13 protein-coding genes and 2 pseudogenes are annotated in these 12,874 nt (G+C 68.5%); 9 read left to right on the top strand and 6 right to left on the bottom strand.

What is annotated here, in order from left to right; genetic code table 11:
• Window positions 1-35: 35 nt before the first annotated feature.
• Entirely contained in the window at window positions 36-650 is a 615-nt protein-coding gene (locus ACFYY7_RS16490; protein WP_388662088.1) for a TetR/AcrR family transcriptional regulator, read from the bottom strand.
• Between the two features lie 164 nt (window positions 651-814).
• Here ACFYY7_RS16490 and ACFYY7_RS16485 point away from each other — a divergent pair, with 164 nt between their 5' ends.
• Window positions 815-1,768 carry an alpha/beta fold hydrolase gene (locus tag ACFYY7_RS16485; RefSeq protein WP_388662086.1) on the top strand — a complete coding sequence of 318 codons (954 nt, stop codon included), beginning with the start codon at window positions 815-817 and terminating at the stop codon, window positions 1,766-1,768.
• Window positions 1,769-1,863: 95 nt separating this feature from the next.
• Window positions 1,864-2,181 (top strand): DUF6234 family protein, encoded by a 318-nt coding sequence (locus tag ACFYY7_RS16480; protein ID WP_388662084.1) that lies wholly within the window; start codon window positions 1,864-1,866, stop codon window positions 2,179-2,181.
• On the opposite strand, the gene ACFYY7_RS16475 is transcribed toward ACFYY7_RS16480, so the two are convergent.
• Window positions 2,171-2,461, bottom strand: coding sequence for a hypothetical protein (locus ACFYY7_RS16475; RefSeq protein WP_388662082.1), 291 nt, complete (start codon window positions 2,459-2,461; stop codon window positions 2,171-2,173). The genes ACFYY7_RS16480 and ACFYY7_RS16475 overlap by 11 nt on opposite strands.
• A gap of 298 nt (window positions 2,462-2,759) precedes the next feature.
• Between ACFYY7_RS16475 and ACFYY7_RS16470 the strand changes: the two genes are divergently transcribed.
• Together ACFYY7_RS16470 and ACFYY7_RS16465 are read left to right on the top strand one after the other, a co-directional pair.
• The gene (locus tag ACFYY7_RS16470; protein WP_388662080.1) at window positions 2,760-3,428 is read left to right on the top strand and encodes a restriction endonuclease; all 669 of its coding nucleotides are present in this window, start codon (window positions 2,760-2,762) and stop codon (window positions 3,426-3,428) included.
• Between the two features lie 311 nt (window positions 3,429-3,739).
• Window positions 3,740-5,059 carry a phosphatase PAP2 family protein gene (locus ACFYY7_RS16465; RefSeq protein WP_388662078.1) on the top strand — a complete coding sequence of 440 codons (1,320 nt, stop codon included), beginning with the start codon at window positions 3,740-3,742 and terminating at the stop codon, window positions 5,057-5,059.
• 234 nt (window positions 5,060-5,293) lie between these two features.
• On the opposite strand, the gene ACFYY7_RS16460 is transcribed toward ACFYY7_RS16465, so the two are convergent.
• On the bottom strand, window positions 5,294-6,577 hold the full coding sequence (locus ACFYY7_RS16460) for an LAETG motif-containing sortase-dependent surface protein (RefSeq protein ID WP_388662076.1): 1,284 nt from the start codon (window positions 6,575-6,577) through the stop codon (window positions 5,294-5,296).
• 331 nt (window positions 6,578-6,908) lie between these two features.
• Between ACFYY7_RS16460 and ACFYY7_RS16455 the strand changes: the two genes are divergently transcribed.
• From ACFYY7_RS16455 to ACFYY7_RS16445, 3 genes are all read left to right on the top strand, one after another.
• The gene (locus tag ACFYY7_RS16455) at window positions 6,909-7,127 is read left to right on the top strand and encodes a hypothetical protein (protein WP_388662074.1); all 219 of its coding nucleotides are present in this window, start codon (window positions 6,909-6,911) and stop codon (window positions 7,125-7,127) included.
• 521 nt (window positions 7,128-7,648) lie between these two features.
• A complete protein-coding gene (locus tag ACFYY7_RS16450) occupies window positions 7,649-8,248 on the top strand; it encodes a hypothetical protein (protein ID WP_266731592.1) in 600 nt (199 codons plus the stop codon).
• A 286-nt stretch (window positions 8,249-8,534) separates the two neighbouring features.
• Window positions 8,535-9,062 carry a DUF6328 family protein gene (locus ACFYY7_RS16445; protein ID WP_388662072.1) on the top strand — a complete coding sequence of 176 codons (528 nt, stop codon included), beginning with the start codon at window positions 8,535-8,537 and terminating at the stop codon, window positions 9,060-9,062.
• 342 nt (window positions 9,063-9,404) lie between these two features.
• Here the strand turns inward: ACFYY7_RS16445 and ACFYY7_RS16440 are convergent, their stop codons facing one another.
• The gene (locus tag ACFYY7_RS16440) at window positions 9,405-9,551 is read right to left on the bottom strand and encodes a hypothetical protein (protein WP_388662070.1); all 147 of its coding nucleotides are present in this window, start codon (window positions 9,549-9,551) and stop codon (window positions 9,405-9,407) included.
• Between the two features lie 64 nt (window positions 9,552-9,615).
• Window positions 9,616-10,458, bottom strand: a pseudogene (locus ACFYY7_RS16435) (APC family permease); the annotation flags it as partial.
• 251 nt (window positions 10,459-10,709) lie between these two features.
• On the opposite strand from ACFYY7_RS16435, the gene ACFYY7_RS16430 reads away from it, so the two are divergent.
• Window positions 10,710-11,063 (top strand): hypothetical protein, encoded by a 354-nt coding sequence (locus ACFYY7_RS16430; protein WP_388662069.1) that lies wholly within the window; start codon window positions 10,710-10,712, stop codon window positions 11,061-11,063.
• Between the two features lie 114 nt (window positions 11,064-11,177).
• Entirely contained in the window at window positions 11,178-12,344 is a 1,167-nt protein-coding gene (locus ACFYY7_RS16425) for a magnesium and cobalt transport protein CorA (protein ID WP_388662067.1), read from the top strand.
• Here the strand turns inward: ACFYY7_RS16425 and ACFYY7_RS16420 are convergent.
• Window positions 12,341-12,865, bottom strand: a pseudogene (locus ACFYY7_RS16420) (DUF5994 family protein). The gene ACFYY7_RS16425 and the pseudogene ACFYY7_RS16420 overlap by 4 nt on opposite strands.
• Window positions 12,866-12,874: the final 9 nt, after the last annotated feature.

Raw genomic sequence — 12,874 nt, 5'->3', positions numbered from 1 at the left:
GCCCGGGGCCGAAGCGGCGGGTGCCCGACGGGCGGTCACGCCGTTGTCGGCGGGGTGAAGATGCGGTCCAGGTGGTGGCGCAGTACCTCGGCGGCCGATTCCGCCGGCCGCTGGCCCACCAGGATGCTGGTCCCCATGCCGGCCGCCATGGCGAGCAGGCTGATGGCCTCCGTGCGGGCGTCCACCCCGGGATCGGCGAGGCCGGCCTCCTGCGCCTGCCGCAACAGGCCGGTCAGGGCGTCCTCGGCGGCGTCCGGGTTCTTGATGAACGGCTGGGCCGCCAAGGCCTCGTCGGTCACGGACAGGATCGCGTACGAGCTGTAGAGGAGGTGGAAGGTCCGGCCCTCCTCGTCGGTCGGGAGAGAGGTCAGCAGTAGCGCCTCGGCGGTTGCGCGCGGGCCCGGAGCCGTCCCGCCGGCCTGCAGGCGGGCGCCCACCCGTGCGGTGAACCGGTCGGTCAGATGCTGGAGCCCGTAGAGCAGCAGCTTCTCCTTGGTTCCGAAGTAGTACTGCACGAGCCGCAGCGACACACCGGCCTCGGCCGCCACTTCCCGCATGCCGACCGCGTGCAGCCCGCGCCGCCCGGCGACCCGGACGAGCGCCTCGGCGATCTGGTCCCGCCGTTCCTCGTGGTCCACGCGTTTCGGCATGCTCTCGTGTCTCCACCCGTCGGTCGCACCTGCGCGGTCCGGCTTCCCGGACGCCTTCATGGTACCGCTGTACCAAGATAGTGATACGGTCGTATTACGAAGAACGAAGAACGAAGCGCGAAGAGCGAATCACGAAGAACGAGATCCTCACCGGAGGTGCCGCCGTGCCCGAAAACACGACCCGCGTACGCCGTGACATCGGCCGATACGTCAACGACACCCTGCGCGACCGGTACTTCGCCGCCTGCGATGCCGTCTACGCGCTCGGCGCCCCGGCCCGTTCCGAGACGGACGTCGAGACCGCCTTCGGCACGACCCACGTCTACCGCTACGGCCCCACCGACCCGGCAGCCGAGTCCCGCACCCCGGTTGTCCTGATCCACGGCTCCGGCGGCTGTTCCGCGCAGTGGTACCCCAACACCCGCGCGCTCGCCGCCGAGCGCCCCGTCTACGCCCTGGACACCCCCGGCGACCCCGGCCGCAGCGTGCAGCGGGAACCCATGTGGCAGCCCGAGCGCGCCGCCCAGTGGATGGACGAGGCCCTGGACGCTCTGGGTCTGGACCGGGTCCACCTCGTCGGCTCCTCCTACGGAGGCTGGCTCGTCATCAACCAGGCACACCTGCGCCCCGGCCGACTCGCCTCGGTCACCGCCCTCGACCCGGGCGGCCTGGAGAAGGTCGGCCTGCGCTTCTTCGTCTGGATCTTCGCCAGCCTCTTCGCCACCTTCGCGCCCAAGGCGCTGCGCCCCCGCCTGGCGGCCTGGCTGGAACAACCGGTGCTGATCGTCCCGGAGTTGCGCGCGATGATCCGCTCGGGAGTAAGGGCCTTCCGTATCCGCCGCCCCGCGCCCCTGCCCCTGTCCGACGACCAACTGGCCACCATCCGCACCCCGTTCCACCTGATCATGGGCAAGCGCAGCCTCCTGGTGCACCCGCAACGGCAAATGGAACGGGTACCGCGCCTGATCCCCGGAGCCCGAGCCGAAATCATCGCCGCGACCGGCCACGGCCCGCAGATCGACCACCCCGACCTGATCAACGCCCGGATGCTGGACTTCATGAAGGACACGGACGCCGCCACGCCACCCACGAACCACGCCGGTACCGCGGACGTCTGACAGTTTGAGCAGTCGTACTCATGTGCGGCGCCCGGTCCGACCGGCATCTTGGTCAGCAAGCAGCTGACAGGCTGTCTCCCACGGACGGAGCGCTGATGGGCACGGAGCACGGCAGACCATCGGCCGGCCGGCAGATCGCGGCCGGCGCGGCACTGTTCCTCATTGACCTGACAGTCATCGCCTGGCTGGTGTTCCGCTACGGAATGACCGGCTGGGCAGACGCCTACGACAGCGTCAATCCGCCCGACGCGCCCGGGGAGGCGCTGCGGGGAATGTGGATTCTGCTAGGCGGCGCGGTCATCACGGGCGGCGGTCTCCTTCTCCTGCGATGGCGGATCACCGGCATCGTGCAGCTGGTCGTCCTGGGAGCGGGAGGCGGGCTTCTCGCCTACTGCGCCGCCGTCAGCGGGTGACGACGGCGCGATCAGGCGGTCTCCAGGGCGACGGCGCGATCAGGCGGTCTCCAGGACGACGGCGGGGGAGCGGGGCTTCCAGGATCCGTGTGCGGGGCAGCGTGAGGGCGAAGTGCGCTTCGAGGACACCGAGGGCGATGCGGTGCGCATCCTGGGGCGGCAGGTCCTCGCTGGGCAGGCCGGCCGCGTTCAGCAGCCGTTCCACGGGCGCCGCCGTTTCGGGGCCGCGGCGAACCAAGCCATTCGCCGACTTGCCGGCCACGGCTGGCAGGTCGGTCATTCGGAATCCAGCCAGGCCCGATCGCTTTGTGCCATTCGTCGGCAACCTGCCTCCGGTATCGCCGAGGTGCGGTTACACAGGATGGCCGGGGTGGCGCGCAGCCTTCCCGGTGTGGTGATGGGGCGGGCCGGTCGCCGGGGAGGTCTGAGCGCTTGCTGAGCAACTACGTGGGTGCAGTGCTGCTTCCGGCAGCCATCGCCCTGGCCGGCCGATGAGCACCGGCGCGCGCAAGGGGCGGCCGGGAGCGAGCAGACGCCCTGGCGGGGCCGGACGCCCCGGCGCGGCCGGGCGGGCGCCAGTGCGGCGGCGTCCCCGGCCCCGGAAGCGCGGCAAGTCGGGGCAGCGGGCGGACGGTCGGCTGATCGGGGCCCTGGTGGCCGTGGTTCTGGTGGTGGCCCTCGTCGACTGGCTGCTGGCCCATTGGTGGGTCCTGATCGTCGTCGCCGCGCTCGCGGCGTCGGCCGGTGGCGTATGGCTGCGCCGGAAACAGCAGCGGATGCGGTGGGAAGCGGTACGGGTCCGGGGCCTGCGGTACGGGCTGTCCCAGCTGGACGCCCTGCACCACACCCGGTTCGAGGACGCGGTGCGGGACCTGATGAGCCGCGACGGCTGCCGGGACGCGGTCCGGGTCGGCGGTGGCGGGGACCTGGGCGCGGATGTGAAGGCGACCGATCCGTACGGGCGGCGCTGGGTGATCCAGTGCAAGCACCGGCGCGACGGCCTCGCCGGCTCCGCGGTGGGCACGCCGGACTTTCAGGTGCTCAACGGCACCGCACGCCAGGTCCACGGCGCCGATGTCGCGGTGATCGTGACGAACGGCCGGGTGACCGCGCCCGCCGTGACCTTCGCCGAGCAGCAGCGGCTGCACGTGGTCGACCGCCACACCCTCGCGGCGTGGGCGTCCGGCTCACGCCCCCTGTGGGAACTGCTCCGGGCCGTCCCGCCCCCTCGCAGACCGACTGCGTGAAGCCGGGTGAAACCGCGTGGAACTGCGTAGAAGTACGGGGTCCGCGCCCGGACTCGGATGTAGGGCGAACACGTCGAGCGCGCAGTCGGAAAGGGCTGCTCGGGCACCCAGGGCGGCTCGGCCCATGTTCGAACCCGAACGGTAATCTTTTCGACTCGATCGGAAGGTGGCGAACGACCCCGCCCTTACGCCTGACCAAAATATAGAAAATCGGCCGAAAATTGAGAAACATAACATCACGGTCTTTTCCGCGAATAAATTACAGAACCGCGCTCTCCGTCTGGCGTCGACCACGGGCACGACTCTGGGCCGTGGCGGGTGTCGTGACCCTCGGTTTCCTCATCGCGCTGGAGATCGCCGCTCATCACTACGGCCTGCCGGGGCCGCTCGCCAGCCAGGCGAAGGAGGTGGTCGTCGCCCCCAAATCAGGCCCCCTGCTGTACGCCGGCATGGCGTTGATGATGCTGGTGCTCACCTGGCGGGAACGGTTCATCGCGCTCGGCGCCGCGATCGGTATCGACGTCGCCTTCTGGGTGGTCCGGTGGCTGGCCGATGCCGAGGTGACCGACGGCCACCCCTTCGGAAACGGCGCGTTGTGGGTGATCCTGGGCTGCGCGGTCATCGCCGTCACCCGCCGTACCGGCTCGGAACGCGTTCTGCTGCTGAAGGGCGTCGGGCTGGGCCTGCTGCTGGTGGCCGGCCGCAAGACCGGGGACACCTGGCTGCTCATCACTTCCAAGACCCGCCCGGAAGTGCTCGACCAGTACGTGGCGACCGCCGATCACGCGCTGGGCAACCCGTCGTGGCTGGTGGGCCGGCTCGTCACGGCCACCGGCCCGATCGGCTTCAACTTGCTCGACATCGTCTACGGCCAGCTCGCGGTGGCCGCGGTCCTGGTCGCGCTGTACCAACTCCGCAACGTGGCGAACGAGCGCCGCTTCCCGGGCCACCACCTGGTGCGCACCTTCCTGGTGATCGGCCTCCTCGGGCCCGCCTTCTACATGATCTTCCCGGTGGTCGGACCGCTCTACGCCTACGGCACCGGTACCGAGCACTGGACATCCGTCAGCCTGTGGTGGGCGCAATCGCCGCCCACCGGGCAATGGGCGGTGGCCAACCTGTGGCCGGAGACGCTGCCACCGGTCAGTGCCCCGCACCACATGCCGTTCGACGGCATCACCCCGCGGAACTGCATGCCCAGCCTGCACACGGCGTGGGCCACCGCGATCTTCATCCATTCCCGGAAGGGCCCACGTTTCCTGCGGTACGCAGGAACGTTCTGGCTGATCGCCACGCTGACCGCAACGCTGGGATTCGGTTACCACTACGGCGCGGACCTCCTCGCCGGTGTGGTGTTCACGCTCACCATCGAGGCGGCCCTGCGCACGTTCGACCGCGGCTGGGACCGATCGGGGCTCCGGGTGGTCGCCTACGGCGCGACCGTATTCGCCGCGCTCCTGGTGTCCTATCGCTATCTGCCGCTGGAGATGGCGAAGTACCCGTGGCTGGCCGGACCGCTTCTCGTACTGGCGATGGTCTCGGTGATCTACGTGTACGTAAGAACCGTCGCACGGTGGGAACCGAGAACCGCCCCTGTGCGGCAACCGGAATCGCAACCCGAACCGGCTTGAGCCGACTTGAAATCCCTGCCGCACCGGGAGCGCACCGGGGTGCGGCATGAGCACTGCCAGAGCGGGGCCGGGACACCGGTACGCAGCGAAAGCCCCGCGCCCGGCCCCCAGCGCGGGTCCGGGCCGACGGGCCACTCCGCGGCGATCTCTCACCGTCGCGACGCCTACGCGGCCGGCCCGTTGGACGTCCGGCGCGTGGGGGTGGGGTGCCCGGTCGGCACCCCACCTCATGCGTCAGGCGTGGGTGCCGGCCTTGCGACGGCGTACGAGGAACACCGCGCCTGCGCCGATCGCCACGGCCGCGCCGCTCGTGAGGGCAAGCTGCGGCATCGCGGAGGACGAGCCCGTGGCGGCGAGGCTGCCGCTCACCGGACGGGACGCGCTGCTCTGCGTCTTGACGTCCGAGGTGTTCGGCTTGGTGGTGCTGGGCTTGGCGTCGCCGCCCTTGCCGGGCTTGCTGCCCGCTGCGGCGATCAGGAACTCGTAGCCTTCGAGGTCCGGGTTCCCGCCGCAGGTGCCGTTGTCGTTGAAGTAGTCACCGGCGACGAAGGTGACGCCGTTGCCTGCGGGGGCCGAGGCGTCGATCTTGAGGCGCATCTTGATGTCGGCGTGGGCACCGGCCTTCAGCGGGCTGATGGCGTCCATGTAGTGCTTGTTGTCGACGGTCTTCCACTTCGAGGACGAGGCGGAGGACCACTGCAGGTGCACCAGGTCATCGATGCTCTTGAGCCCGCTCCGGTCGGTCGCGTGGACGTAGGCGAACGGAAGCACCTCGTCCATCGTCTTGTCGGTTCCGTTGGTCACCCGGAGGTTGAAGTCGACCTTCGTACCGGCGACGACGGTGGACGGCAGACCCGTGACGACCGTGGTGAGCCTGGCCTCCGGGACGCAGTCCTCACCGTCCTCGCCACCCTCCTCCTTCGCCTTGGCCAGCGCCTCGTCGGCGGCGGTCTTGTCAGCGAGGGCCGCCTTGGTGGCCTTCTGCGCCTGGTCCAGCTTCCGGACCGCGGCGACCCGCTCGTCGTCCCGAGCGTCCAGGGCTTCCACGACCGCGGCATCGGCGGCAGCCTTGGTCTCCTTGGCGGTCTCGGCGTCGGCCTTCGCTTCGGTGAGCTTGGTCGCGGCGGCGGCCTTCTCCTCCTCGGTGGCCGTCTCCGGGAGTGCGTCGACCATGGCCTGGGCGTCGATGACCGCCTGGTCGGCGTCCACCTTCGCGGCGGCGGCGTCCGCCGCCGCGGCCTCGGCGGCCTTGGCGGCCACGGCCAGAGGATTGGTGTCGGACAGGATGGCTTCCAGAGCCGCCTCGGCGGCACTCTCGGCCTTTACGGCGTCGTCGTACGTCGCCTTCGCGGCGGCGGCGGCCTTTTCCAGTTCCGCGATGGACGGCTTGTCCTGCGTCTTGTCCTGCGTCTGCGCTGCCGGCTTTTCGTCGGCGAACGCGGGGGTGACCGACAGCAGGAGAGCAGGCATGGTCACTGCGGCGGCAACAGCTGTGGCAAGAATCGGGCGAATCTTCACAAGAGCCCTTCGGTGTCCGAAAAAGAAGAAGGGGTCGCTGCGGGAGGGGGCACGCAGATGCGACTTGAGGGGATCGTATGGCCGGGCAAACGGTCCACCACCACGAATTCTTCACCTGCTCCGGCCAATACCACAGAACCGCGACCGACAGAAAAGACAAAAGGGTGCAGTTGTGTTCGCCGCCTGCACTTTCGCTGTGATCAATGCCACAGGTCACCGGGTGCGGTGTTCCGCGCACCCTGGCACCACCCGCCCGCCCGGTGGCCATCGCTGAACGATTCGGTGCACCGGTGACCGTGCTGCGCTTCCCCCCGGACGCGGCGGGCCTTTCGTGCAGAACGAGGAGCGGGAGAGGGGCAACGTCTCCGCTGCGGGCGTCAGCGCTTACGCCGCCGTCATGAGGCGGGATGCGAACAGCGCCCGGCTGCGCGCGGAAGGCGCTGCACTCGTGTACGACCCCGGCGACGAGTCCCGGGAGGCCGCCCTCCACCGGGAGATCCACGAGGATGAGGAGGTCGTCGCTGTACGGGTTGTCGGTGGAACGTACTAGCGTTCCCGCAGCGTTCCGTTGCTGTTCGTACGCCTTGAGGAGCCACGATGCCCGGATACACGCCCGAGCTTCCCGCGAAGGGCCTGTGTGCCCCGACGCCGGCGTACGCGGGCCTGCGCGGGGGGCCATCCTCCTCGACCCGGAGCCCGGCGACCCTCTCGTGCGGGAGGGTGCGTCGGGGGGCGAGTTGCCGTGCTCCACGGAGGGCTTCTGTGTTTCTCGTCCGCACCTCTGCATGCCGGTGCCGAGAATGCGATCCCGGAACTGGAAGAGACCGCTGTTGACATCCGCGATCGCAGAACTTTTATATGGCGCCTCTTGGGCTCCTCCTTATTTCTCTATGAGTGCTGCTTTTTTCGGTGATGCAGGAGGATTTGTCCACTGCTCTCCCGGAAGGAATTGCTCGCAGATCGGCCGGTGCAGCCGTGAGTGTGAAGCCATGCGTAATGGGGAGTGAGTGATCCTTTTCGTGGTAGAGTCTCAATGAATTCACAGGACGCCGCGATTAAAAGGGGAATGGCGTGAATACCGAGAAGGTTACGGCTCGACGTCTTACGGCCGAGGAGATTTCAGGCTTGGGCCCCCAGGACGGAATCTTCGTCTCGGCAGGGATGGGTGGCCTTCCTCTCGACTGCTATGCCCCGGCTTTTCTCACGGAGCCGGGCAAAAATTTCGATGGAGGGTCCTTCGCTGCGAGGACGGTTTTCGGTGAGGAGATTCACGTCCTCCCGGACAACGCTGAAGAGGCCGGGATCTGGATTGCTGACAAGGAGGGGGAGGAGATCGAGGTTCTCCAGAGTGCCGGCGTCCTCCTGAACCTTGCGCTCTTCGTGCCCAGCGGGAACAAGGAATCCCTGGAGTCGCTCTACTCCGCCGCGCGGGACGCGTTCGGTGCGGGGGTCGTTCAGCGCTGGAGCGAGGAAGTCGTCGCGGTGCCGGACGTCAAGGTCGACCTGTACGAGGAGCCGGCCCGGGCGCGGAAGAACACGAACAGCCAGAACCGCGACCGCCGCGCCCTGGACATCTACCCGACCCGAGTGCGGTTCCTGGAGCCCAGCGAGGGCTGGAAGTTCATTGTCGAACCGCACAAGGAGATCGTCGACGACACACCGACGATCTGACCTGATGGCAGCCTGGAGGCCACGCCGGATGCACAGGACCGCTCCCGGTGACGGATTCAAGAGGGCGTAGCAACCCGCTGGTCAAGCGGCTGTTGTCAGCAGTTCGGTCAGACGCTCGGCTGGAGTTTCCCAGCCGGGCGTTCTGCGTGGGCGTGAGTCGGATGCCGTCCGGGAGTGAAGGGCCACACGGTGGCGGACATGAACCGGTCAGGCTCCGTAGCGCCGACCGGGGGTCGCTGCGGTGCGCCGCGTGATGTGACCGGGCGGCCAGAGAACAATGAGCCTCATGTCTCATGTCTCGCCGGGTGGTGGTGGTCTGTCTCCGCTTGGCCGGGAGACACCTGCGGAGCGGGCTGACCGCAATCTGGTCGAACTGCTCCAGGAACTGAGGGTCGTACAGACCGGTGTGCAGATCGTCTTTGCATTTCTCCTCGGAGTGGCCTTCACCAGCCAATTTCCGCACCTCGATACCTTCGAGCGCACCACGTATGTGGTGACGTTGCTGCTCACGGTGGTCTCCTCGGCAGTGCTCGCGACTCCGGTCGCACTGCACCGTGGCCTGTTCCACCGGGGTGCCAAGGTCCGGATTGTCGCGCTGTCCGCGCGGCTCGCCGAAATCGGTCTGGTCTTCCCGGCGCTGTCCTTCTGCTCATGGATGTTGTCCTCGGCCGGACCGCCGCTGTCATGGTCACGGCCGCCACACTCGTCATGTTCACCGGCCTGTGGTTCATCCTCCCGAGGGCACTACGTCGCCCAACCCCATGACCTGCGCGCCGCGATCCCGCCGACTGCCAGAGATTCAGGGGCAAGTTGAACAGGCGCGCGCTCGTCTACGCAGAGAGACTTTGCACTTCACAACTCGGGAAGTTGGGACGCCATGTCGGCCGGGTATGCCGAAATGGTGCCGCGCGGCCGTCGCCTTCCTCGTGCCGGCTGACGTGGGCAGTTCGCCAGGACGATCTACCCCGGGCACGTATGCCTTCGGACCGCGAATGCGCACACACGGGAGGAGTGCGAGTGATCCACGTCATGGAAACGTGTCTCGCGATCCGAACCGCCTGTCTTCCCGCATGGTTCATCTGGTGCGCCGAAGGGGCTCCGGCCAGGGCATTCATCGTGGTCCCTTCCACGTGAGGGGATGGCCATCGCACCGTGGTCAGTGAGGCAGTGTGATGCGGAAGCGCAGGCGGCAGATGACCGCCTCGGTGTTGTGGCGGAGGGCGCGGTCCAGGACCGCGCCGCGCTGGTTCTGCAACAGGCGCTGCCATGGCTTGGGCAGGTGCATCTCAGGGATCAGGACCACCAGACGGTCATGGCTGTCCTCGGCGCCGAGAGCGCACAGGTAGTCGACGATCGGCCGCGTCAGTGAGGGAGGCCTCGGCCAGCTGCGCCAGGACGGTCTTGGTCCCGCTCGGCGCGACGTGGAACTTGCTGATCAACACCGACAGGCCGATCAGCATCGCGCCCAGCAGTGCACCAAGGGCGAGCTCGGTGCGTTGGGCCCGTCTGACCCGAGGGCTGCGGAACGTGGGAACGGCATTGGCGATCGCCTCCACTCCTGTCAGAGCCGAGCACCCGGAGGCGAAGGCGCGCAGGAGCAGCAACACCCCAACCGTCTGGACGGCGGAGGAAGCGGTGGGGTGAGTGGGCTGGACAACCGGGTGCGATCGCAGCAGGCCGGCCAGCACCACTGCTGCGATCGCCACGATGAACACCACGGTCGGGGCGATCATCACCTTCGCCGACTCGGCCACCCCGTACAAGTTGACCGCGGTGATCAGAATCAGGACGACGAGGCACAGCAGGACACGTTCGCCGTACAGGCTGGGGAAGGCTGAGGTGAGCGCCGCGATGCCGGCGGAGACCGATACCGCGACATTCAGCACGTAGTCGATGATCAGCGAGGCTGCGGCGACCAGGCTGAGGCGCCGTCCCAGGTGGCGCCCGGCCACCGCATACGCGCCGCCACCGTTGGGGAAGGCGGCGATCACCTGACGGTAGGAGAACGTCAGCGCGGCCAGAAGCACAACGATCGCCAGCGTGACCGGCAAGGTGAAGCCAAGACCTCGGCTGCCGGCCACCGCCAGCACGACCACGATCGCCTCCGGCCCGTAGGCCACGGATGCCAGAGCATCCAGCGACAGTGCCGCCAGCCCCTGCGGCACCGTCAGCCGGTCCCGTTCCCCGTGCTCGGTGCCGGAACCTGGCAGATGGCCACCCGAGCCGTCGGCGTTCTCAGCGCGTGCAGACACCAGGCCCCTCCAGTCCTGTCAGCCGGCCGGATCCAGCCGACTTCAGGGCGCCGGTCTTCCGATATCCCTGCTCAGGGCGCCAGAAGAGCGTTAAGCACACCCGTGTGGCGCTGCCGGTGAGCACCCCTTGCCGGCGGCGGTGCAGGGGTTGGGCATCCTGCCGCGCCACGACAGGCGCAGACGGGGAAAGTGCATCAGGATCCAGAGGCATGAAGACGGTCGCTCTCGGGGTTGCACTGCTCACGTCCATGGCTCTGGCCGCTCCGGGCGTGCTCTGGGCAGCGGGCCGGGGAACTGCCCGGGGGGCGAGGCGCGGGACGTGGCTGCGGTTGCAGGGCTGGGCGTGCCTCGTGCTTCACCTGGCGGTTCTGGCGCACGCAGTCCCCCGCCTGGCGCAGCTGTCCGGGAGAGCCGCCTCCGTCGGCGACGTGGTGGGTCTGGCCCTGCTGGCCACGGCCTCCGGACTGACGCTCGTCTCCACAGCGTGGGAACGCGCCGCCCGTCCCCACGAAGGAGTGCCGTTCCCAGGGGAATTCATCGCAGGGCAGCGCGAGAGCAAATAGTCTGTTTTGTGCCGAGGGTCTGGTCTGCGGGAGACCTCGCCCGGCGGGGTACCACCTGACTCGGAGCCGCGACATGGGCCGGACCCAGGTGGGGTTCCTTCTGGAGGTTTCTGTATGTCCGATTGGCGAGCGCGCGCGACCCGAGCGGGTAAGTGGCCGCTGCGTCCGGGCGGCCACGGGACCGGACCTGGGCTGGACCCGGCCCCCGAGCATTCGATGGATCCACGGGCGGAGCAAGAAGAGCCCCCCGCGTCCCTGGCGCGCAGCGTGGTGGACGCGGGGATCTACCGCGACGGGCGCCGGATCGCAACGCCCTCGACGCTGGAGGAGATCTACGAGCGGCTTCCCGGGGAGCAGGGCACCATGGCGTGGATCGGCCTGTACCGCCCTTCCCCCGCGCAGCTGTGGGAGGCGGCGGAGCAGTTCGGGCTGCACGAGCTGGCCGTCGAGGACGCCATCGTGGCCCACCAGCGGCCGAAACTGGAGCGCTACGGAGACACGCTTTTCGTCGTACTGCGCTCGGCCCGGTACATGGACGAGGCCGAGGAGGTGGACTTCGGGGAACTCCATCTGTTCGTCGGCCCCGGATTTGTCCTGACCGTGCGGCATAGCCAGGCGCCCGACCTGGCTACTGTCCGCAAGCGGCTGGAAGGCGATTCCGAGCTGCTGGCGCTGGGCCCGGAGGCGGTGCTGTACGCGATCCTCGACGCGGTGGTCGACGGTTACGCGCCCGTGGTGGCCGGCCTTCAGCACGACATCGACGAGATCGAGACCGAGGTGTTCGGCGGCGACCCGAAGGTCTCCCGCCGTATCTACGAACTCTCCCGCGAAGTTGTCGAGTTCCAGCGGGCCACCCGGCCGCTCCTGGCCATCATGCGCGGGCTCGAAGCCGGCTTCGAGAAATATGGCACGGACGAGGAGCTTCAGCGCTACCTGCGTGACGTCGCCGACCACGACACCACCGTGGTCGAGCGCGTGGACAGCTTCCGCGAGATGCTCGGCGACATCCTCACCGTCAACGCCACCCTGGTCAATCAGGCCCAGAACGAGGAGATGAAGCAACTGGCCGAGGCCGGCCACGCCCAGAACGACGAGATCAAGAAGGTCTCCGCCTGGGCGGCCATTCTCTTCGCACCCACCCTCATCGGCACCGTCTACGGCATGAACTTCGACCACATGCCCGAGCTGCACTGGATCCTCGGATACCCCTTCGCCATCGCTCTGATGGCCATGGTCTGCGTCGGCCTGTACGTGGTCTTCAAACGCCGCGACTGGCTCTAGCAGCCCGGTCGAGACTGCCTCTGCCTCTTCTTGCGCAAATGTGCAAGTACTGGTTTGCGCTCGGCCCGGCCTGCGCTCCTGCCCATGGAGCACGGCCATGCCCTCGGCCGAGGTGACTTGCGCGCGGCGACAGTCGTGCCCGGCATGAGGGAGCCGGCGGCGGTCATTTGCCGGGCGGCCGCGGCGGGTTCGGTCCCGGGCGGGATCACCAGCAGGTCGCATCGGCCGACGGTTCAGGAGAGCAGGATCATCTTGTCGGCATCCTGTTCGGTGAACCAGCCGACGTGCACGGTGTGCCCGGTGACGGCGACCTTGTGCGGGACGACAGGCCGGCGGGCGGGGTTCACCATGACGCACGTGGTGCGTCCGTAGCGCTCCTCGAGTGCGTCGACCAGGGGCGGAAGCTCGGTGGCGAGGTCACGCGAACGAGGCCACCAGGCGCCGTCCAAGAGGCTGGCGAGGGTGCTCTTCGGCGCCGGCGACAGGCGTGCCGAAAGCGTGGGTGCCAGGGTGGTGGCCATGATTGCGGA

Source organism: Streptomyces sp. NPDC001933 (assembly GCF_042890955.1).
Classification (GTDB): domain Bacteria; phylum Actinomycetota; class Actinomycetes; order Streptomycetales; family Streptomycetaceae; genus Streptomyces.
Note: the sequence above shows the minus strand (reverse complement) of the source record. Positions and strands in the feature narration are given on the sequence as shown.